Genomic DNA, 19,257 nt, shown 5'->3' with positions numbered 1-19,257 from the left:
ACGACAACGACTCGCTTCAACCCCACCCAGACCGCACCCCGCAGCCTGCACCCCGGAGGAGACCCTCGTGACCAGCACCCGGAACATCACCCGACGCGCCTTCATCAAGTCCCAGGCACTGATGGCCGCCGCCACCGCGGCCGGCGTCTCGCTGCCGGCATCGGTGCTGGCTCAGAACCAGGCCCAGCAACCGGAACCGGACATCCGCTGGGACAAGGCGCCCTGTCGTTTCTGCGGCACCGGCTGCTCCGTGCTGGTGGGGGTCAAGGACGGCAAGGTGGTGGCCAGTCAGGGTGACCCCGACGCGCCGGTGAATCGCGGACTGAACTGCATCAAGGGCTATTTCCTGCCCAAGATCCTCTATGGTCAGGACCGTCTGACCCAGCCGCTACTGCGCAAGAAGGACGGCAAGTATCACAAGGACGGCAACTTCGAAGCGGTGAGCTGGGACGAGGCCTTCGACGTCATGGCCGAGCAATGGAAGAAGGCCATCAACAGGAGCATGCAGGAGAACGCCGGCAAGTCGGTGGACGAGATGACCTCGCGCGTGGCCATGTTCGGCTCCGGTCAGTGGACGGTCTGGGAGGGCTACGCCGGCTCCAAGTTCATGAAGGCAGGGCTGCGCTCCAACAACCTGGACCCGAATGCCCGCCATTGCATGGCCTCCGCCGTGGTCGGCTTCATGCGCGCCTTCGGCATCGACGAGCCCATGGGCTGCTACGACGATCTGGAGCACGCCGATGTCTTCGTGCTCTGGGGCGCCAACATGGCCGAGATGCACCCGATCCTGTGGTCGCGGCTGACCGACACCCGTCTGTCCAAGCCAGGCTGCGAGGTGCATGTGCTGTCCACCTTCGAGCATCGCTGCTACGAACTGGCGGACAACCCAATCGTGTTCAAGCCGCAGACGGATCTGGCCATCCTCAACTACATTGCCAACTACATCATCCAGACCAAGAGCTACAATCAGGAATTCATCGACAAGCACGTCCAGTTCGAGACCGCCACCACCGACATCGGCTATGGCCTGCGACCGGAAAACCCGCTGGAGCAAAAGGCGGCAAACGCTGGTGTCGGAAAGAAACTGCCCTCCAGCTTCGACGCATTCGCCAAGCAGGTGGAGCCCTACACCCTGGAATACGTCTCCGAGCTGTCCGGCGTGCCCCAGGAGAACCTGCTGCGCCTGGCCAAGGCCTACGCCGACCCGAACAAGAAGGTCAGCTCCTTCTGGACCATGGGCTTCAACCAGCACACCCGCGGCTCCTGGGTCAACGGCAGTTGCTACAACGTGCACCTGCTCATGGGCAAGATCTCCGAGCCCGGCAACAGCCCCTTCTCCCTCACCGGCCAGCCTTCGGCCTGCGGCACCGCCCGTGAGGTGGGCACCTTCGCCCACCGCCTGCCGGCGGACCTGGTGGTGGCCAAGCCCGAACATCGGGCCTTCGCCGAGAAGGTCTGGAAGCTGCCCGAGGGCACCATTCCGGGCAAGGTCGGCTATCACGCCGTGCTCATGCACCGCATGATGAAGGACGGCAAGCTCAACTGCTACTGGCAGATGTGCAACAACAACATGCAGGCGGCCGCCAACCTCAACGAGGAGTCCTATCCCGGCTGGCGCAATCCGGAGGTCTTCGTCACCGTCTCCGACCCCTACCCCACGGTCTCGGCCCAGGCCGCCGACCTGGTGCTGCCCACGGCCATGTGGGTGGAGAAGGAAGGCGCCTACGGCAACGCCGAGCGGCGCACCCAGTTCTGGCGTCAGCAGACCGATGCGCCCGGGCAGAGCAAGTCCGACCTCTGGCAGATCATGGAGTTCGCCAAGCGCTTCAAGGTGGAGGAGGTCTGGCCGCAGTCACTGATCGACCAGATGCCGGAGTACGCCGGCAAGAGCCTGTATGAGGTGCTCTACACCAACGGCCAGGTGGACAAGTTCCCGTACGCGGGCAAGGTCGTCGATAGCCGCGGCAACGAATACAAGAACCACGAGAGCGAGGACTTCGGCTTCTACGTGCAGAAGGGTCTGTTCGAGGAATACCGGATGTTCAATTCCGGCCCGGACATCCTCAAGAAGGGCCACGAGATGGCCGAGTTCCAGGCCTATCACGAGGCCCGCGGCCTGCGCTGGCCGGTGATCGACGGCAAGGAGACCCTCTGGCGCTTCCGTGAGGGCTATGATCCCCATGTGGCCGCCTACAACCCAGACGGCGACAAGGGCGACGTCTACTTCTACGGCAACAAGAACGGCCGCGCCAACATCATCTTCGCGCCCTATGAGCCACCGGCGGAGAGCCCGGACGACGAGTTCGACCTCTGGCTCTGCACCGGCCGTGTGCTCGAACACTGGCACTCCGGCTCCATGACCAGGCGCGTGCCCGAGCTCTATCGCGCCGTGCCCGATGCCGTGGTCTACATGAGCAAGGACGACGCCAAGAAGCGTCGCCTGCGCGACGGCCAGATGGCCGAGATCTCCACCCGCCGCGGCGTGATCAAGGCCCGTGTCGAGACCCGTGGGCGCAACCGGCCACCGAATGGCCTGGTGTTCGTCCCCTGGTTCGATGCCAATCGGCTGGTCAACAAGCTCACGCTGGATGCCACCTGCCCGCTGTCGAAGGAGACCGACTACAAGAAGTGCGCCTGTAAGGTAGAGCGGGTTTAAGGAAGGGTGCAGGGTGCAGGGTGCAGCGATTGCCGCTGGCCTGCCTCCTGAACCCTGAACCCTGAACCCTGATCCTACACAGGAGTCGGAAAACGATGTCAGCGCCAAAAAGCAATGCTCCCGTCCGGCAAGGCCTCTCCCGGCGCCAATTCATCGGCGAGACCCTGAAGACGGCCTGTGCCGTGGGCCTGGTCGGACTTGGCCTTGGGCTCTACAGCCGGCGGGCTTCCAGCCTGCCGGCCTGGGCCCTGCGCCCGCCTGGGGCATTGGCCGAGGAGGATTTTGACGGCGCCTGCATCCGCTGCGGACTCTGCGTGCGCGACTGCCCCTACGACATGCTGCACCTGGCCCGGCTGGGCCAGGACATCCCCACCGGTACGCCCTACTTCATCGCTCGCGAGGCCGGCTGCGAGATGTGCGAGGACATCCCCTGCGTGGTCGCCTGCCCCACCAATGCGCTGGATCACGCCCTCACCGACATCCGCGATGCAGACATGGGACTGGCGGTGCTCATCGACCAGGAGGCCTGCATCGCCTTCCAGGGCCTGCGCTGCGAGGTCTGCTTCAATATCTGCCCGGTGCGCAACGAGGCCATCTCGCTGAACCTGCAGCACAACGCCCGCTCCGGCAAGCATGCCCTGTTCATCCCGGTGGTGCATTCCGAGCACTGCACCGGCTGCGGCAAGTGCGAGGAGGCCTGCATCCTTGACCAGGCCGCCATCAAGGTGCTGCCGCGGCATCTGGCCCAAGGCAAGCTGGGTGAACACTACCGGCTGGGCTGGGAGCAGAAGCAGCAGGCCGGCGGCGCGCTGGTGGCCCCGGATGCCGAGCACCGCTACAACCTGCCCGAGGGCATGCGCTATGACCACGCCGGCGAGGGCCTGATCGACGCGCCGGCATCGGCACCGGCAGACACGCCGTTCCCGGCCAACCCGCTGGACAGCCTGAACCGCAGGGGGCCGCTATGACCGACTATCCCGGCAAGACGGCCGTGGCCGAACAGGGCTGGCTCAAGGCCCATCGCTTCCTGCTATTGCGGCGTTTCAACCAGTTCGGCGTGCTGTTCATGTTCCTGCTCGGCCCGCTGTTCGGCGCCTGGCTGGTCACCGGCACGCTGTCCTCGAGCATGACGCTGGACATCCTGCCCCTGACGGATCCGCTGCTGCTGACCCAGTCCATGCTCTCCGGCACCTGGCCGGCCATGACCGGTCTGATCGGCGCCCTGCTGGTGCTGGTGTTCTACGCCGTACTGGGCGGGCGGGTGTTCTGTTCCTGGGTCTGCCCGGTGAACCTGATCACCGACCTCGCCGCCTGGCTGCGCCGGCGCTTCGACATCCGCTCCGGTGCTCGGCTGTCACGCAACCTGCGCTGGTGGTTGCTGGGCCTGGTGCTGGCCTTTCCGCCGCTCACCGGCGTGATGGTGTGGGAATACGTCAATCCGGTCTCGATGCTGCACCGCGGGCTGATCTTCGGCTTCGGCTGGGCCTGGCTGATCCTGCTGGCGGTGTTCCTGTACGACCTGTTCCTGGTGCGACGCGGCTGGTGCGGGCACCTGTGCCCGGTGGGGGCCTGCTACGCGCTGATCGGCGCCAAGTCGCCGGTCCATGTCGCCGCAACCGGGCGCGAGCGCTGTGATGACTGCATGGACTGCTTCGACATCTGCCCCGAGCCCCAGGTGATCAAACCCGCGCTGAAGGGGGCCGCGGCCGGGCTGGGTCCGCGCATCGCCAGCCTGGACTGCACCCGCTGCGGTCGCTGCATCGATGTTTGCAGCAAGGATGTTTTCCAATTAAAAATAAAATCTTAAATAAGATACCTCAACCGGCGCTTCAGCTTAAGAAGCGAAAACATGCACGATCAAGATGGCGGAGAGAGAGATGAAAAAACCGATCCTTACCCTGCTCGTCGGCGCCGCCGCGCTGATCACGGCCAACCTCGGCCCGGCTCTTGGCCAGGCCCTCGCCCAATCGTCGAGCCTATCGTCTACCCAACCGGCGAACGCCTCTGTGGGGGTTGCGTCCCTGCGCGGTCACGCCGTCACCGACGCGTCCGACGAGACCCTGAACAAGCCCACGCTGGCCGTTCCCGGCGGCTTCCAGGTGAGCTGGGAGGAGCAGCCACCGATGATCCCGCACCCCATCGACAAGTACAGCATCAATCTGCGCCAGAACGGCTGCCTCAAGTGCCACAGCCCAGCCACCTACGAGGCGGCCAAGGCGCCGGCCGTGGCCAGCAGCCACTTCCTGGACCGCGACGGCAATCGCACCAACGGCATCGCGCCGCGCCGCTACTTCTGCACCCAGTGCCACGCCCCCCAGGCCGGCGCGATGCCGCTGGTGGAGAACGTCTTCCAGGGGCGCTGAGGCCCGACGCGCCCGGTTCCGGCGACGACGGCGCCCCTGGAACGGCAGCACTGAAACCGCATCACTGCCACGGCAGCACCACAACGGCGCAACCGCAACCCTCACTGACCGACTTCGAGGATCGTCATGTCTGATCACGCTTCGCCCAAACCCTCCCGCGCCCGCAAGGCCACACTGGTGATCCTGCTCGTCGGTGTCGCCATCGGCATCGTCTTCTGGGGCGGCTTCAACACCGCCATGGAGGCCACCAACCAGGAGGCATTCTGCATCTCCTGCCACGAGATGCGGGTTAATGTTTACGAGGAATATACCGATACCATCCACTACACCAACCGCACCGGTGTGCGGGCCACCTGCCCGGACTGCCATGTGCCGAAGGACTGGGTGCACAAGTTCGTGCGCAAGATCCGCGCGAGCAAGGAGTTGTATCACCACTTCATGGGCGACGTGGACACGCCGGAGAAGTTCGAGGCCGAGCGCTTTCGCCTGGCGCAAAACGTCTGGAGCGAGATGAAGCGTACCGATTCCCGCGAGTGCCGCAACTGCCACGAGTTCGACTCCATGGACTACACCAAGCAGGAGTCACGCAGCAGCCAGGGCCACCAGGACGCGGAAGAGGCGGGCCTGACCTGCATCGACTGCCACAAGGGCATCGCCCACAGCCTGCCGATGCAGTACGACCCGGAGCAGGATGCCCCCGGCAAGAGCGTCTTCTACACGCGGCTGGATCCGGCCTCGACGCGGAAGTGATGCCGACGGGCGCGCCGTGCGCTCGGCGCGCCCGCCAGGCGGGGACGGCGCTGCTCAGGCCCGCTGGCCTGTCTGTTCGTTCGCCAGCGCCGTCTTCGTGATCTGATCATAGAGATCGACCATGCGCGAATACAGGGGCGCCCAGTCCGGGTGATGCTCCACGAACGGGCCGTTGCGCCGCAGTCCCTCCAGTGCGTTGTCCAGAAACGCCAGGTCCATCTCGCCCAGCGTGCCGCCGGCGTCGACCATCTTCTTGATGTCCAGCGCCCGCGGCAGGGTGTACTGTTCCAGCTTTTCCAGGACCGCCTGCAGGACGCCGGCTTCGGATTCGGGTGTGGCCATGGGCTGTGCCTCCGTTGGAATGGCGCTCCAGTATACCCCTGGCCAGGCGCCGGCGATCGACCTCAGTGCCAGTTCCAGTGTCAACTCCAGTGGGACTCGCCCTCGCGTCGTACGAAGGCCGGCATGCGCCCGTCCGCAAGCAGTTCCCGGATCCGCCAGGGCACGCCCTCGGCGTCCAGTTCCACCAGTCCGATGCCGCTGCCGTTGAGCAGCCGCCGGCCCCGGGGGGTTCCCTGTGGCTTGCGCGGCACCACCCGCATCCGCCGGCGCCTGGTGAACCAGTTGAACGGCGAGCGCGGCGAGTACAGCCACCGGTTGGCATGGTCGAGCACCGCCAGCAGCCGGGGCGGAAAGGCATTGCGCACACCGCTGCTGCAGATCTGCCAGATGTCCGGGCCGCGCACGCGTCCGCGCAGTTCCACATCGTAGACGAACGAGTAATGCACATCCCCGGACAGCACCACGAAGGTCTGCGGGGTTCTCGGGTGGCGAAAGATGTTCAGCATCGCGTGCGCCGCCCCCGGGTGTGCCATCCAGTTCTCCGCATCCACCATCAGCGGCAGGCCGAACCAGGTAAACAGGCGTTGAATCGCCTCGATCAGCTTCACGCCGAAGATCGGCGCCGGCGACACCAGCAGCACCGCCCGGTGGCCCAGCAGGGTCTGCTGCAACGCTGTCAGGGCCTCCCAGTCCAGCAGCCCCGACGGCTTGCGCGCGGCGGATTCCGAGCGCCAGCGGTGCGTGCGACTGTCCATGACCACCAGCGGCGGCGACGTGGGCCAGTCATAGTGCCAGTCGCCGAAAGACAGGAGACGCCGGATGCAGTCTGCATGGCTCGGGCCGCCCGGCACCGCCAGCGCCTGCTGCAACCGGTCCATGAGGTCATCCGGAAAGGCCTCCGGACGGTTGCCCCAGGCCTGGTTGACCAGGTAGGCCAGCAACGCATTGCCGATCACCCGGGTGGAGAATGGATGCCCGTAGGCCACCTCTTCCCATTCGCGACTCAGGTTCCAGTCGTCGGTGATGTCGTGGTCGTCGAAGATCATCGCCACCGGCAGATGCGCCAGGGTCCGGCGCACCGCCGGCAGATCCGCGCGCAGGGCTTCGATGGCATGGCGCTCCTGCCCGAACAGCTCGCATTCCGCCGCGGTCAGCCCCGGCGGCGGATCCAGCCGGATGCCTGTCCAGGCCGCGGGCGACCACACCAGCAGGTACATCGCCAGCATCTCGCCCAGGGTGATCAGGTGATTGTGGGCGCTGTTGGTGGTGAACACGGGTTTCTCGACACCGCCGAACAGGATCTCCAGCAGCGCCAGGTTGCGTCGATGCCGCGGCAGCAGGCGCTCGCGCCGGTAATAGCCGTGGGGATGCCGGTACAGCGACTGCGCGTCGTAGACGCCGCTCTCCTCCGCCCCCTCCAGCGCTTCATCCGGCAGGCCGAGCCGGTGGACCAAGGCATGGATGGCGCGCAGCATGGGGCCGGCGACGTCATCCATGTAGACCTGGTCGCCGGACATCACCAGCAACGCAGGCCAGGCCGGCGGGATGTCCGCCGCGGCGGCAGCCTCCCGGGCGTCCGTCTCCACCCCCGGCCGTGCGGCGCTGCAACGCGCCAGCAGGCGGTCGGCCTGGACCAGGCCATCGCCCCCCGGATGGTGCGGTTTGCGACAGGAGCCGTGCAGCAGCGATTCCACCCGCGACACCAGCACGAACCCCGGCGATGACCGCCCCGGATAGCACAGATCCGGTGCCCAGTCGCGCCAGTCCTGCCAGGGCTGTTCCGGCGGATCGAGGGGTTGCAGCGCGAGCCGGTAACCGATCCAGCGATCCTCGGGCAACGGGCGCGTCAACGGCAGATCGAGCAGCAGATAATGCAGCTGCCGGCCGGCACGGATGAGCCGACAGGTGCCGGCGCCCCGATCCTCCGCGGCGGCCGGATCGCACTGGAGACGATGCAGCACCGACTGCTCGCAGTCGAGCTCAAGCCGCAGCCGCACAGGCTCCCGCAGCGCCATCCACAGGGTCAGCCGGTCCCGGGTGATCCGTCGCAGGATCGGCCCGGCGAGCACCAGCGGCAGGGTGTCGTCGTTGTCAGTCATGGCCGCAATCTAAACGGAACGGCCGCTGGCTGCCAACAGCGCGCGCCAACGCGGCAATGCGCATTCGTGCTGCCTGGGTTAAGCTGGGAAGCTTTCGGGTTCGTCCTGCGTATCACATTTGGACCTTTTCATGATCCTTGCTGTCATCGCCATCCTCGGCGGCTTCGCGCTGCTCATCTGGAGTGCCGACCGTTTCGTGGACGGCGCCGCCGCTACCGCCAGACATGCTGGCATGCCGTCACTGCTGATCGGCATGATCGTCGTCGGCTTCGGTACCTCGGCGCCGGAGATGGTGGTCTCGGCCATGGCCGCCCTGGGAGGCAATCCGGAGCTGGCCCTGGGCAATGCGCTGGGCTCGAACATCGTCAACACCGGCCTCGTGCTCGGCGTCACGGCAGTCATCGCCCCCATCGCGGTGCAGTCGCGGATCGTGCGCAAGGAACTGCCCCTGCTGCTGTTCCTCAGCCTGCTGCTTGGCGCCCTGCTCTGGGGCAACAGCCTCACGCGCGTGGAGGCCGGGCTGCTGCTGGCGGGATTCTTCGCCCTGATCGGCTGGAGCATCTTCGCCGCCCTGCGCAACCGCACCGACGAGCTGGGGTCGGAAATCGATCAGGAACTGCAGGTGCACCCCATGACCCTTGGGCGCGCCATCTTCTGGCTGGTCGCCGGGTTGCTGCTGCTGGTGGTGAGCTCCCGCGTGCTGGTGTGGGGCGCCGTCAGCGTGGCCCAGACCATGGGGGTCAGTGATCTGATCATCGGCCTGACCATCGTCGCACTGGGTACATCGCTGCCGGAACTGGCGGCGTCCGTCATCGCCACCCGCAAGGGCGAGCACGACATCGCCATTGGCAACGTGGTCGGCTCCAACATGTTCAACCTGCTGGCGGTGGTGGGCATCGCCGGTGTGATTGCGCCGGTGCCCGACCTGTCGCCCGAGATACTCTACCGCGACTGGCCGGTGATGCTTGCCATGACCCTGGCGCTGTTCGTCATGGCCTACGGTTTCCGCGGCGAGGGACGCATCAACCGCATTGAAGGCGGCATCCTGCTGACTGCCTTCGTCGCCTACAACACCTATCTGGTGCTGCAAGTCACCGGTGCGCTGGCTGGCGGGTTGGCTGTTGCAGCGCCCGGTGCGCTGCCCTGATTCCGCTCCCGATGGCCGTGCTGGCTGCGCTATCTGCTCCAGGCTGCAGCCGGCTTTCAGCCCGCACCAGGCATCAGCGATCGAACAACCGCCGGCGGACGCGCCGGACCCGGGCGTCGTCCGGGCCGAGCACGTCCGCCACCGCCAGGATGGCCTGCATCGCGGCGCCACCCTGCCAGTCCGACGCCCGCGCCTGCAGTTCCGCCAGCAGCTCCAGCGCCGCGTCGTAGTCGTCGGCAAGCAGGCGCCGGGCGGCCAAGCCGTAGCGGCTGGCGTGATCGTCCGGATCGGCATCGATGGCGGCCTGCAAGTGATCTTCCGGTTGCGTGTCAGCCGCCGCCCGGATGAGACCGAGATGCGCCTGCAGTCGGCGGATGCCGGTCTCAGCCGCCAGTGTCGGCGGCAACGCCCCCAGCAGATCCGCGGCGTCCTGATGCCGCCCCTGCCGCACCAGCAGTTTCGCCATTAGTAGCGGGATCGCCGGATCGGCTGGTTCAGCCACCGCCGCCTCTGCCAGCAGTTGCAGCGCTTCGGCCTGTTGGCCGTTCTGCCAGGCCGTCAGTGCCGCCGCCTGCACCCGCCCCGCCACCGGTACCAGATGTCGCTCGATCAGGGCCCGGTAGTCCGCCTCGGTCTGCATGCCATGCACCTGCTCCACGACGGTGCCCCGGCGGAACAGCCGGCACGAGGGCAGGCTCTTCACGCCGAAGCGCTCGGCGACGGCCTTTTCCCGGTCGGTGTCGATGCTGACCAGCAGGAAGCGGCCGCCGTACTCCTGCGCCAGTCGCCGCAGCAGCTCACCCTGGCGTTGCGACGGCCCCGCCCAGGCGGCCCAGAAATCCACCAACACCGGTCCCCGGCGGGAGTTCTCCAGCACCAGGCGGTCAAAATTCTCGCTCGTGCCCGCAAGCACAGGGGCCGCAGGCGTGGTCGTGGGCTCCGGCATGGATGCGCGTCCTTCTGTCAGCCGTTCAGATCAGCACTATGCGGTTCCACTCCAGCGTCGCACAAGCCGATGGTTTCAGTTGAAATCAGAGATAATTTTGGTATTATCGGTGTACTGCATTCGTACAAACCACAAGAGCAGGCAGACTCACCCGAGCACCTGCCCACGCCCTGTACGACCACCTGCGGGAGCCCTGTCCATGAAACGTTGCAACCTGTGCCGTCTCAGCCGAGTCTGCAATGATCTGCCGGGGGTGTGCATCCTTATCCCCTATCTGACCATTGCCGTGGTCACGGTCAGCCTTGGCTACCTGTTCGTCACCCAGGAGATGATGACCTGAGCCGGATGATGATGCCCTCCCGCGCACGGACGGCCGACGCAGGCGAGGCCGCCACAACCGAGACCGGTAAAGAAGCCGCCGCCCGGACCATTGCGCACGGCCGGCAAGCAACCTTGCATCTGGCCATCCACCTGGACGACGGCACCGAGGTCGTGTCCACCTTCGACGACGAGCCGCTGCATTGTCGCATCGGCGACGGCACCCTGGCCAAGGGTCTGGAAGGCCTGCTGGAGGGGCTGGCGGTGGGCGAGGAGATGCAGATCCTGGCTGATGGCACGGACATCTACGGTCCGATCGACGAAGGGCTCCTGCAGACCCTCCCCCGTGCCGACCTGCCGCCGGATTTCCTGCCGGAGCCTGGCCAGGTGCTGCGTTTCGAGACCCCCGGTGGCCAGGAGACCGCCGGCACCATCATCGGGGCTGACGAAGACGGCGTACGGGTGGACTTCAACCACCCCCTGTCCCGGCGCGGGCTGCGGGTGCGGGTTAAGGTGCTGGCCATCGGTTAGGGAGACGCTGATTTTGGCCCGGACCGGATCAGGGAGGCCAATGAATCAGCCTCTCCATAGGCCACCACGCGAGAAAAAAATCATTTCCAGCCGCCGCCGCATCGGTTAGCGTTTCCAGCTCATTCGCCGCTGAGCCGAAACCATACGATGCAAGACTACCAACCCAGCCCCGACCTGCTCGCAGAGCGCGTCATCCTTGTCACCGGTGCCGCCGAGGGCGTCGGTCAGGCCGTCGCCCGCGCCTGCGCCGGACACGGCGCCACCGTGATCCTGAGCGGATTCGACGAGGAGCGCCTCAATAGCGTCTACGACGAGATCGAAAGCGCTGGCGGTCCGCAGCCGGCCACATTGCCGCTCGATCTGGAAAACGCAGACGAATCGCTCTATCTCGGCATTGCAAACACCATCGGCGACGAGTTCGGCCGCCTCGACGGGCTGGTGCATTGCGCCACCTTCGTGCCCTTTCTGAGCCGCATCGACGACTACGACGCCGCCCAGTGGGAGCGCGTGCTGCGCATCAACCTCACCGCCCCGTTCCTGCTGACCCAGGCCACCCTGCCGCTGCTGCGTGCCGCCGAGGATGCCTCCGTGGTCTTCACCGCCGACCGCGTCGGGCGCAAGGGCCTGGCCTACTGGGGCGCATTCAGCGCCGCCAAGTTCGGCATCGAGGGTCTGATGCAGACCCTGGCGGAAGAGACCCGCGACAGCAGCCGCATCCGCGTCAACAGCCTGGACCCCGGTGTCGTGCGCAGCGCCCAGCGCCGCGAGCTCTATCCCGGCGAGGACCCAACCACGCTGCCGTCGCCTGACACTGTGGCTCCGTCCTACCTGTGGCTGCTGGGGCCGGACGCCCAAGGCACCACCGGACAGGCCCTGAGTGCGTCTCCTGGTCAGGTTAGGGCCGATGCCTGACCGCAAGGCTGACCAGAAGGCCAACAAGAGAGCTGGTCCGATGGCTGACCGAATGACCGCGCGCGCTGCCTACGCCCTGCTCTGGCTCGGGCTCATGGGTTTCTGGGTGCTGTTCGCGCCGGCGCCGGCGCCGGACACCCTGGGCCAGGTCATCGCGCTGGCCACCCTGCAGACCGAGGCCCTCGACCCGCTGGCCATCGCCGTCTTCCATCTGCTCGGCGTGTTGCCGACGGCCTTCCTGGCGCTGCTGCTGTTCGACACCGGACGCCCCAGCCCCCGGCCGTTCGCCATCGGCGGCTATTTTCTGGGCGGCATCATCCTGCTGCCCTATCTGGCGATACGCGACAGCGACGCACCGCTGGATCCGGCGCCGAACCGCTTCGTCCGTGCCCTGGGCTCTCGCACGGCCGGCGTCGTGCTGCTGCTGATCACCCTTGGGCTGCTGACCTTTGGCCTTGTCGCCGGCAATCCGGGGGCCTTTGCCGCGCAGGCTGGCGAGTCACAATTCATCGCCCTGATGACCGCGGACCTGATCGTGTTGACCACGGCATTGCATCTGGCGTCAGCGACCGATCGCCAACGCCGTGGGCTACATCAGCCCGGAGGCATCCGTCTGCACCCTGCCATGGTCCTGCTGATGCATCTGCCGCTGCTCGGTCCGATGCTGTATCTTTCGGTGCGGCCCACGTCACCAACCTCAACGGCCCCGGAGCAGCGCCCATGAACCCGACCGACCCGACGTCCAGCGGGAACGAACAACGGCAGCAGGTGGCCCGCATCGCCGATGCCGTTCGCCGCCGCGTGCTGGAGCATACCCTCAAGCACAACGGCGGCTACCTGAGCCAGGCCTGCTCGTCCGCCGAGCTGCTGGCCACCCTCTATCTGCGCATCATGCGGCTCGGCCCCAGTCAGGCGCCGCTGACGCCGCGTCCGTTCGCCGGCGTGCCCGCCGCGGACAACCCGCACGCATTCACCGGCGCTGACTACAACGGCCCGAAGGCGCCGGATCTGGATCGTTTCATCTTCTCGCCGGTGCACTATGCGCTGGTGCTCTACTCGCTGCTGATCGAATTGGGCCGGCTGGGACCGGATGCGCTGGACGCCTTCAACCGGGACGGCAGCACCGTCGAGCTGATCGGTGCCGAGCACTCACCCGGGCACGAGGTCACCGCCGGCTCCCTGGCCCAGGCCATCAGTCAGGCGGGTGGCATCGCCCTGGCGCGCCGGCTGCGCGGCGAGCCAGGGCGGGTCTGGGTATTCATGTCCGACGGCGAGTTTCAGGAGGGACAGACCTGGGAGGCCTTCGCCGCCCTGACCCACCACCGCATCGGCAACCTTGGTGTGTACATCGACGCCAATGCCCAGCAATGCGACGGCGCCATGGACGAGGTGTCCACCATCGAGCCGCTGGCTGAACGTCTGCGCGCCTTCGGCGCCGAGGTGCATGAGGTGGACGGCCACGACAGCGACGCGCTCACCGCAGCCGCCGAGGGCTTCGGCAACGGCGACCGCCCGCTGGCCGTCATCGCCCGCACCGATCCCTGCCGCGGCATCGAGCGCATGCGCGAGCGCGCACCCAAGCTGCACTATGTGCGCTTCAAGAGCGACGCCGAGTTCAAGGCCTACGAGCAATTGCTGTACAAGATGCGCGCGCAGGAAGCAAGCGCCAACGCCGCCAGTCACACCGCTTCCAGTCAAACCACCCTGGGCCACACCGGATAAGCCGATGATCGAGACCGTCACCCGTCCCCATCGCGACAACCTGGTCCGCTGGGCCGCGCAGCGACCCGAGGTGCTGGTGCTGTCCGCCGACCTCACCGCCTCCTGCGAGGCGGATGGCTTTCGCGACGCCTATCCGCAGCGCTTCTTCTCCCTGGGTATGGCCGAGCAGAACATGATGGGCTTCGCCGCCGGGCTCGCCCGCGAGGGGTTCTTCCCATACATCCACACCTTCGCGGTGTTCATCACCCGCCGGCCCTACGACCAGCTGGCCATGTCCATCGCCTATCCGAACCTGCCGGTACGCATGATCGGCTTCCTGCCCGGCATCACCACCCCCGGCGGCGTCACCCATCAGGCCATCGACGACGTCGCCCTGATGCGCGTCATCCCGAACATGACCATCCTCGAGGCCGGCGACGCCACCGATGTGGAGTCCATGCTCGACGTGGCCCAGGCCGTGAACGGTCCGGTCTACGTGCGCCAGCTCCGCGGCGAGGTGCCGCGACTGTTCCCGGCCAATGCGCCGTTGCAGTTTGGACAGGCCAGGGTGCTGAGCCGGGGCGACGATCTCTGCGTGCTGTCCTCCGGGATCTGCACCGAAGAGGCCATGCGCGCCACCGCTGCCCTCGCCGCCTGCGGCGTCAGCATCAGCCATCTGCATGTCTCGACCCTCAAGCCCTTCGACGACCCGCAGATCAGCGCGGCCATCGCCGGCGCCCGCCACGGCGTCATCGCCATGGAGAACCACAGCATCATCGGCGGCCTCGGCGCCGCCACCGCCGAGCGCATGGCCGAAGAAGGCATCGGCAAGCGTCTGATCCGCATCGGTCTGCGCGACCGCTATGCCCACGGCGCCAGCCGCGACTACCTGATGCGCGAATACGGCCTGGACGCCATGGCCCTGGTACGCGCCGCCGAAGACCTCACCGGCCAGCCCCTGGAGATCAGCGAAGCAGACCTGGCCGCCGTGCGCCTCGGCACCCTGCAGGCAGCAGACAAGACCGAGGACCTCTGACCCCAGCGTCCATGCCGCACGTCGACCTCGATCCCGAGCATTGGCAACACACCCACGTCTTCGACGAGGGCAATCCCCTCGCGGAACGCAACACCCGCTGGGTCGTGTGGCTCACGGCCACGGTGATGATGGTCGAGATCGCCGGCGGCTGGATCTTCAACTCCATGGCCCTGCTCGCCGACGGCTGGCACATGAGTTCCCATGCGCTGGCCCTGGGGCTGGCGGTGCTGGCCTATGCCGCTGCCCGCCGCTACGCCCACGACCCCCGGTTCGCCTTCGGCACCTGGAAGATCGAGATCCTCGGCGGCTACACCAGCGCCATGCTGCTGCTTGGCGTGGCCGCGCTCATGGTGTTTCAGTCCGTCGAACGGTTGCTTGCACCGACCCCGATCCACTACGACCAGGCCATCGGCATCGCCGTGCTCGGACTGGTGGTCAACCTCGTCTGCGCCTGGCTGCTCCGGGATGGCCAGGGACATCACCACCACCATCATGCCCCACAGCCCGGCCACGGACATGAGCACCAACATGATCACTGGCAAGGCGACCATGCCCGGCACCACGACCTGAACCTGCGCGCCGCCTACCTGCATGTGCTCACGGACGCCCTCACCTCCGTCCTCGCCATCGTGGCGTTGTTCGGCGGCAAGCTCTGGGGCGCCGCCTGGCTCGACCCGGTGATGGGGCTTGTGGGTGCCACCCTGGTCTCGGTCTGGGCCTACGGCCTGCTGCGCGATTCCGGACGTGTCCTGATCGACGCGGAGATGGACACCCCGCTGGTGGACGTGGTCCGGGAGACCGTCACCCGGCTCCCGGTGCCGGCACGGATCACCGACCTGCACCTATGGCGGGTCGGCCGCAACAAGTACGCCTGCATCCTGTCACTGGTGGTCTCTGACCCCATCGAACCAGGCACGGTCCGGCAGATGCTCGGCCAGCACCCACAATTGGCCCACATCACCGTCGAAATCAATCAATAATTGAGGGACGGTCTATCACCCGCTTCGCCAATGGGTATGATCCGAGCCCGCGTTCGCGGGAGGTGTTCGGCTTCCATCGTCCAGAGACCCTGAAGGCCCAGGCCGCTGCCCAACATGAACCAACCACTCTGCTCAAGACCGACTGCATGATGCGTGTTGGCCTGATTGCCAAGCCGATCCAGCCAGGCTGTCACGCAAGGCGTCGGGCAATCTGGCCAGATCCTCGGGGCGATCGATATCGGGCAGTGGGGCGAGTTCCGACCAGGTCCAGCCGAGGTGCCGAAGTCGCTCGCGCGTGATGGCCGCGACCTGGTCGCTACTCCAGGGCATGTCGGTGAAGAGCGATGCATGCGCGCGCCTCAGGCCGAGGAGTACATAACCGCCATCCTCCGCGGGTCCGAGCACGGCATCCTGGCTCGACAGGCAGGCAAGCGCCTGGCGCAAATGGTCCCCGGTCAGCGCCGGACAGTCGGTGCCCAGCATCAGCAGGCCGCCGGGCGAGTGCGAAGCGGCAGACCACAGACGCTCACCCAGATCGCGCCCCCGCTGGGGATGGAGCGCCCAGCCATGGCGCCCGGCTGCCTGTGTGAAGAGCGGATGCCGCACATCGGGCGCGCACCAGAGTTCGATCGGCCCGAGCCCGGACGCCGCCAGCATGTCGAACGTCTGCATCGTCAGACGCTCGGCCAGACGCGCTGCGCCATCCGCACCGAGCGCCGGCATCAGACGCGTCTTGGCCTCGCCGGCCACTGGGGTCTTGGCGAAGACCAGTACCCGTGTGGCTTGGCTGGATGCTGTTGTCGCTGAAACCAAATCAGCCCCCAACCCAGTTGCCGATCCAGCGGCCAACCAGCTCAGGCGCCCAAGGCGCCGGAACAGCTTGACCCCTGCCCGGCGGTGCAGCCATAGCAGTGGTCCGCCACCCGGATCGGCTGCCCGGGCAGGGTATCGATCAGCAGATCGCGCAGATGCACCCGCTGCCCGTGCCCGTCTTCCAGCCCCAGATCCAGCATCTGGTTGAAATCGCAGTCGTAGAGGTAGCCGCTCCAATCAACGCTGATCAGGTCGCGGCACATCACCGCGTCCAGGTTCGTCGGCTCGTGCGCGGACTTGAGCCGTTGCAGGTAGTCCTGGAACTCTCCCTTCGACAGCAGGCTGCTGCCGAAGCGCTGGATGGGCATGTTGGCGATGGTGAAGAGGCGGTCGAAACGGATGCCGTAGTCCTGGGCGAGGCGTGCGCGGTAGTCGCGTTCGAGCTCATTCTGCCCCGGCGGCAGTTCGGCGCCCTGGGGGTTGTAGACCAGGCTCAGCATCAGGCCGCTGTCACCTGCCCCGCCGTTACCTGCCCCATAGCCAAGGGCATTCAGGTGTTTCAGACCGCGGATGCTGGCATCGAACACCCCCTTGCCGCGTTGCGCATCCACATTCTCCTGCAGATAGCACGGCAGCGACGCAATCACCTCGACAGCCTGCGCGGCCAGGAAGTCAGCAAGCCCCTCCTGACCGGGTTCGAACAGGATGCTGAGGTTGCAGCGGTCCATGACCCGCACGCCACGAGCGCGGGCGGCGCGGACCAGGTCACGAAAATGGGGGTTGAGTTCCGGCGCGCCGCCGGTGAGGTCCAGCGTCTCGATCCGTCCGTCGCCAAGCAGGTCGATGACCAGGTCGATGGTCTCGCGCGACATCATTTCATCGCGCTTCGGCCCGGCCGCGACATGGCAATGCAGGCAGGATTGGTTGCAGCGGTAGCCGAGGTTGAGTTGCAGCGTCTTCAGCCTCTTGCGACGGATGGCCGGAAAATCGCTGGGTATCAGGTGGGGCAGCGTGGCAAGCATCGGGGGCCTCGTGCGGTGATGGTGCGACCTGATGGTGCGAGCAGGTGCAATCAGTCGTTGACCGGGTATGCGGGGGCGCGCGGATCGTCCTTGCCGATCAGCGGTATCTGCAGCAGCCCGGCCAACCGCTGCCAGCGCGGTTCGACGAAGCGGCCCATGCCGAAACGGATGTCGGCCAGGTCCGCGCGTTGGCGGTAACTGCCGAACAGCCGATCCCAGTACGGCAGGATGGTACCGTAGTTGGAGTCGGTCTCGGCGCGCCGATCCGAGTGGTGGACGCGATGCATGGATGGCGGCACACACACCCGGCCCAGCGCGCGGTCCAGCCCCGGCGACAGCGCGACATTGCTGTGATGCAGCAGAATCACGACGAACATCACGGCCTTGTAGAGAATCAGTGTGTCCAGCGTCATGCCGATCAGCATCAGTACCGGTAGATTCAGCAGGCTGGAGATCAGGATCTCGCCGGGATGGAAGCGCAGCGCCGTGGTGGCGTCCATGGCTGGATCGCTGTGATGGACGCGGTGCAGGCGCCACAGCAGCGGCACCCGGTGATTGAGCCGGTGCCAGATGTACATCCACAGATCGAACAGTACGAAGGCGATCAGGGCGCCGGCCCAGGTGGGCAGCGCGAGCCAATGGGCCAGCCCCCAGCCCTGGGTTGCGGCGGTCTGCATCGCCCAGAGCATGGCCGGCGCGAAGGCGGCGCCGATGCCTCCACCGACCAGCGCCAGTGCCAGGTTGCGACCCCCATGCCGCAGTCGATGGGTGCGATCCAGGTAGAAGGGCGCGATCCCTTCGGCCAGAAACAACAGCGCAAGGGTGATCAGGCCCACCCAGAGATCCGGGGTCATGGGATCGCCCCTTCGGTCTGCCGGGTCTGGCCGGCGCGCTGGGCCTCGTAGTGTGCCGCCAGACGCGTCGGCGATGCGCCGAGCAGGAAGCGCAGCATCAGCCAGCCGTTGCCGAACTGCTGGCGGAGCATGCCGCGTTTCTCGAAGCGTTCGGCCGAGGTGACCACCCGCTGCGGCAGTTTTCTGATCCGGGTTCGACGCCGCAACCGCCGGGCGAGCTCGACATCCTCGAACAGCGGCCAGTCGGGGAAGCCACCGACGGCGTCATAGAGTTCGCGGCGCACCACCATGGCCTGATCGCCGAAGGTGGTGAACAGGGTCTCGAACCGCGACAACCAGCCGTAGATGCCGAGCAGCCAGTGGCGCCGATCGAAGGCAAGACGGAAGCAGGCCGCCCCGATGGAGGGGTCCTCGAAGGCGCGCCGAATGACCGCCTCGGCATCTTCAGGCAGGCGCGTGTCGTCGTGCAGGAAGAGCAACAGGTTGCCGGCGGCGGACTCGGCGCCGGCCCGACACTGGGTGCCGCGCCCGCGTTCGGCGGTGAGTCGCCTCAGGTCCAGGGCCGCGATCGCGCCGGGGCTCCTAGCCATGGTTTCCGGGCTCAGCTGTCTGCTCGGGGCCCTATCCGGGTGGCCCCCGGCGTGCGGCGGCTCGCGCGGCTGTTCCGGCTCGACCACCAGAATCTCCGCTGTCGGCAGCGCAGCGCGCACCCGTGTCAGATGCTGCAAGACACGGGCGTCGAGGGCACGGGTCGGAATGATGACGGACAGGCGCATGGGCGGCGGTT

General features: G+C 66.7%; 20 protein-coding genes. 13 read left to right on the top strand and 7 right to left on the bottom strand.

Annotated features, from left to right (window positions below; all coding sequences use genetic code 11):
* Positions 1 to 67 precede the first annotated feature (67 nt).
* The 5 genes from napA to F2Q65_RS05740 all read left to right on the top strand — a co-directional run bounded on the left by napA (position 68) and on the right by F2Q65_RS05740 (position 5,769).
* On the top strand, positions 68 to 2,656 hold the full coding sequence (gene napA / locus F2Q65_RS05760) for a nitrate reductase catalytic subunit NapA (protein ID WP_246156000.1): 2,589 nt from the start codon (positions 68 to 70) through the stop codon (positions 2,654 to 2,656).
* Positions 2,657 to 2,751: 95 nt separating this feature from the next.
* Positions 2,752 to 3,624: a ferredoxin-type protein NapG gene (gene napG, locus F2Q65_RS05755; RefSeq protein WP_150091321.1), complete on the top strand. Its 873-nt coding sequence runs from the start codon at positions 2,752 to 2,754 to the stop codon at positions 3,622 to 3,624.
* Positions 3,621 to 4,463, top strand: a complete 843-nt coding sequence (gene napH / locus F2Q65_RS05750) for a quinol dehydrogenase ferredoxin subunit NapH (protein WP_150091319.1) — start codon at positions 3,621 to 3,623, stop codon at positions 4,461 to 4,463. The genes napG and napH overlap by 4 nt, the downstream gene beginning before the upstream one ends.
* 70 nt (positions 4,464 to 4,533) lie before the next feature.
* Positions 4,534 to 5,019 carry a nitrate reductase cytochrome c-type subunit gene (locus tag F2Q65_RS05745; RefSeq protein WP_150091318.1) on the top strand — a complete coding sequence of 162 codons (486 nt, stop codon included), beginning with the start codon at positions 4,534 to 4,536 and terminating at the stop codon, positions 5,017 to 5,019.
* 126 nt (positions 5,020 to 5,145) lie between these two features.
* Entirely contained in the window at positions 5,146 to 5,769 is a 624-nt protein-coding gene (locus F2Q65_RS05740; RefSeq protein ID WP_150091316.1) for a NapC/NirT family cytochrome c, read from the top strand.
* A 54-nt stretch (positions 5,770 to 5,823) separates the two neighbouring features.
* Here the strand turns inward: F2Q65_RS05740 and F2Q65_RS05735 are convergent, their stop codons facing one another.
* Entirely contained in the window at positions 5,824 to 6,111 is a 288-nt protein-coding gene (locus F2Q65_RS05735) for a hypothetical protein (protein ID WP_150091314.1), read from the bottom strand.
* Between the two features lie 80 nt (positions 6,112 to 6,191).
* Positions 6,192 to 8,210: a metallophosphoesterase family protein gene (locus F2Q65_RS05730; protein ID WP_150091312.1), complete on the bottom strand. Its 2,019-nt coding sequence runs from the start codon at positions 8,208 to 8,210 to the stop codon at positions 6,192 to 6,194.
* 130 nt (positions 8,211 to 8,340) lie between these two features.
* Between F2Q65_RS05730 and F2Q65_RS05725 the strand changes: the two genes are divergently transcribed.
* A complete protein-coding gene (locus F2Q65_RS05725) occupies positions 8,341 to 9,357 on the top strand; it encodes a calcium/sodium antiporter (protein ID WP_150091310.1) in 1,017 nt (338 codons plus the stop codon).
* Positions 9,358 to 9,430: 73 nt separating this feature from the next.
* Here F2Q65_RS05725 and F2Q65_RS05720 read toward each other — a convergent pair whose 3' ends face one another.
* Positions 9,431 to 10,303, bottom strand: coding sequence for a tetratricopeptide repeat protein (locus tag F2Q65_RS05720; RefSeq protein WP_150091309.1), 873 nt, complete (start codon positions 10,301 to 10,303; stop codon positions 9,431 to 9,433).
* 199 nt (positions 10,304 to 10,502) lie between these two features.
* On the opposite strand from F2Q65_RS05720, the gene F2Q65_RS19405 reads away from it, so the two are divergent.
* The 7 genes from F2Q65_RS19405 to dmeF all read left to right on the top strand — a co-directional run bounded on the left by F2Q65_RS19405 (position 10,503) and on the right by dmeF (position 15,781).
* The gene (locus F2Q65_RS19405; RefSeq protein ID WP_170265556.1) at positions 10,503 to 10,643 is read left to right on the top strand and encodes a hypothetical protein; all 141 of its coding nucleotides are present in this window, start codon (positions 10,503 to 10,505) and stop codon (positions 10,641 to 10,643) included.
* Positions 10,644 to 10,651: 8 nt separating this feature from the next.
* Positions 10,652 to 11,152 carry an FKBP-type peptidyl-prolyl cis-trans isomerase gene (locus tag F2Q65_RS05715; RefSeq protein WP_170265554.1) on the top strand — a complete coding sequence of 167 codons (501 nt, stop codon included), beginning with the start codon at positions 10,652 to 10,654 and terminating at the stop codon, positions 11,150 to 11,152.
* Positions 11,153 to 11,299: 147 nt separating this feature from the next.
* Positions 11,300 to 12,064: a YciK family oxidoreductase gene (locus tag F2Q65_RS05710; RefSeq protein WP_150091305.1), complete on the top strand. Its 765-nt coding sequence runs from the start codon at positions 11,300 to 11,302 to the stop codon at positions 12,062 to 12,064.
* 52 nt (positions 12,065 to 12,116) lie between these two features.
* Positions 12,117 to 12,788 carry a hypothetical protein gene (locus tag F2Q65_RS05705; RefSeq protein WP_150091303.1) on the top strand — a complete coding sequence of 224 codons (672 nt, stop codon included), beginning with the start codon at positions 12,117 to 12,119 and terminating at the stop codon, positions 12,786 to 12,788.
* Entirely contained in the window at positions 12,785 to 13,786 is a 1,002-nt protein-coding gene (locus F2Q65_RS05700; RefSeq protein WP_150091301.1) for a transketolase, read from the top strand. The genes F2Q65_RS05705 and F2Q65_RS05700 overlap by 4 nt, the downstream gene beginning before the upstream one ends.
* Positions 13,787 to 13,790: 4 nt before the next feature.
* The gene (locus F2Q65_RS05695) at positions 13,791 to 14,801 is read left to right on the top strand and encodes a transketolase family protein (RefSeq protein WP_246155998.1); all 1,011 of its coding nucleotides are present in this window, start codon (positions 13,791 to 13,793) and stop codon (positions 14,799 to 14,801) included.
* A gap of 11 nt (positions 14,802 to 14,812) precedes the next feature.
* A complete protein-coding gene (dmeF, locus tag F2Q65_RS05690; RefSeq protein ID WP_150091299.1) occupies positions 14,813 to 15,781 on the top strand; it encodes a CDF family Co(II)/Ni(II) efflux transporter DmeF in 969 nt (322 codons plus the stop codon).
* Positions 15,782 to 15,913: 132 nt separating this feature from the next.
* On the opposite strand, the gene F2Q65_RS05685 is transcribed toward dmeF, so the two are convergent.
* The 4 genes from F2Q65_RS05685 to F2Q65_RS05670 are packed head-to-tail and all read right to left on the bottom strand — an operon-like array spanning position 15,914 to position 19,246.
* On the bottom strand, positions 15,914 to 16,594 hold the full coding sequence (locus tag F2Q65_RS05685; RefSeq protein ID WP_150091471.1) for a TIGR04282 family arsenosugar biosynthesis glycosyltransferase: 681 nt from the start codon (positions 16,592 to 16,594) through the stop codon (positions 15,914 to 15,916).
* 41 nt (positions 16,595 to 16,635) lie between these two features.
* Positions 16,636 to 17,616 carry an arsenosugar biosynthesis radical SAM (seleno)protein ArsS gene (gene arsS / locus F2Q65_RS05680; RefSeq protein WP_150091297.1) on the bottom strand — a complete coding sequence of 327 codons (981 nt, stop codon included), beginning with the start codon at positions 17,614 to 17,616 and terminating at the stop codon, positions 16,636 to 16,638.
* 50 nt (positions 17,617 to 17,666) lie between these two features.
* Positions 17,667 to 18,470 (bottom strand): sterol desaturase family protein, encoded by an 804-nt coding sequence (locus F2Q65_RS05675; RefSeq protein ID WP_150091295.1) that lies wholly within the window; start codon positions 18,468 to 18,470, stop codon positions 17,667 to 17,669.
* Entirely contained in the window at positions 18,467 to 19,246 is a 780-nt protein-coding gene (locus F2Q65_RS05670) for a TIGR04283 family arsenosugar biosynthesis glycosyltransferase (RefSeq protein ID WP_150091293.1), read from the bottom strand. The genes F2Q65_RS05675 and F2Q65_RS05670 overlap by 4 nt, the downstream gene beginning before the upstream one ends.
* Positions 19,247 to 19,257 lie beyond the last annotated feature (11 nt).

The organism is Thiohalocapsa marina (assembly GCF_008632335.1).
Taxonomy (GTDB): Bacteria; Pseudomonadota; Gammaproteobacteria; order Chromatiales; family Chromatiaceae; genus Thiohalocapsa; species Thiohalocapsa marina.
Note: the sequence above shows the minus strand (reverse complement) of the source record. Positions and strands in the feature narration are given on the sequence as shown.

Bases quoted from the DNA above. Each gene is read 5' to 3' on its own strand.
- F2Q65_RS05700 (WP_150091301.1), top strand. From the start codon at position 12,785: ATGAACCCGACCGACCCGACGTCCAGCGGGAACGAACAACGGCAGCAG.
- F2Q65_RS05745 (WP_150091318.1), top strand. From the start codon at position 4,534: ATGAAAAAACCGATCCTTACCCTGCTCGTCGGCGCCGCCGCGCTGATC.
- F2Q65_RS05735 (WP_150091314.1), bottom strand. From the start codon at position 6,111: ATGGCCACACCCGAATCCGAAGCCGGCGTCCTGCAGGCGGTCCTGGAA.
- F2Q65_RS05695 (WP_246155998.1), top strand. From the start codon at position 13,791: ATGATCGAGACCGTCACCCGTCCCCATCGCGACAACCTGGTCCGCTGG.
- dmeF (WP_150091299.1), top strand. From the start codon at position 14,813: ATGCCGCACGTCGACCTCGATCCCGAGCATTGGCAACACACCCACGTC.
- F2Q65_RS05670 (WP_150091293.1), bottom strand. From the start codon at position 19,246: ATGCGCCTGTCCGTCATCATTCCGACCCGTGCCCTCGACGCCCGTGTC.
- F2Q65_RS19405 (WP_170265556.1), top strand. From the start codon at position 10,503: ATGAAACGTTGCAACCTGTGCCGTCTCAGCCGAGTCTGCAATGATCTG.
- F2Q65_RS05725 (WP_150091310.1), top strand. From the start codon at position 8,341: ATGATCCTTGCTGTCATCGCCATCCTCGGCGGCTTCGCGCTGCTCATC.
- F2Q65_RS05705 (WP_150091303.1), top strand. From the start codon at position 12,117: ATGACCGCGCGCGCTGCCTACGCCCTGCTCTGGCTCGGGCTCATGGGT.
- F2Q65_RS05715 (WP_170265554.1), top strand. From the start codon at position 10,652: ATGATGCCCTCCCGCGCACGGACGGCCGACGCAGGCGAGGCCGCCACA.
- F2Q65_RS05740 (WP_150091316.1), top strand. From the start codon at position 5,146: ATGTCTGATCACGCTTCGCCCAAACCCTCCCGCGCCCGCAAGGCCACA.
- F2Q65_RS05710 (WP_150091305.1), top strand. From the start codon at position 11,300: ATGCAAGACTACCAACCCAGCCCCGACCTGCTCGCAGAGCGCGTCATC.
- F2Q65_RS05730 (WP_150091312.1), bottom strand. From the start codon at position 8,210: ATGACTGACAACGACGACACCCTGCCGCTGGTGCTCGCCGGGCCGATC.
- napH (WP_150091319.1), top strand. From the start codon at position 3,621: ATGACCGACTATCCCGGCAAGACGGCCGTGGCCGAACAGGGCTGGCTC.
- napG (WP_150091321.1), top strand. From the start codon at position 2,752: ATGTCAGCGCCAAAAAGCAATGCTCCCGTCCGGCAAGGCCTCTCCCGG.
- arsS (WP_150091297.1), bottom strand. From the start codon at position 17,616: ATGCTTGCCACGCTGCCCCACCTGATACCCAGCGATTTTCCGGCCATC.
- F2Q65_RS05720 (WP_150091309.1), bottom strand. From the start codon at position 10,303: ATGCCGGAGCCCACGACCACGCCTGCGGCCCCTGTGCTTGCGGGCACG.
- F2Q65_RS05675 (WP_150091295.1), bottom strand. From the start codon at position 18,470: ATGACCCCGGATCTCTGGGTGGGCCTGATCACCCTTGCGCTGTTGTTT.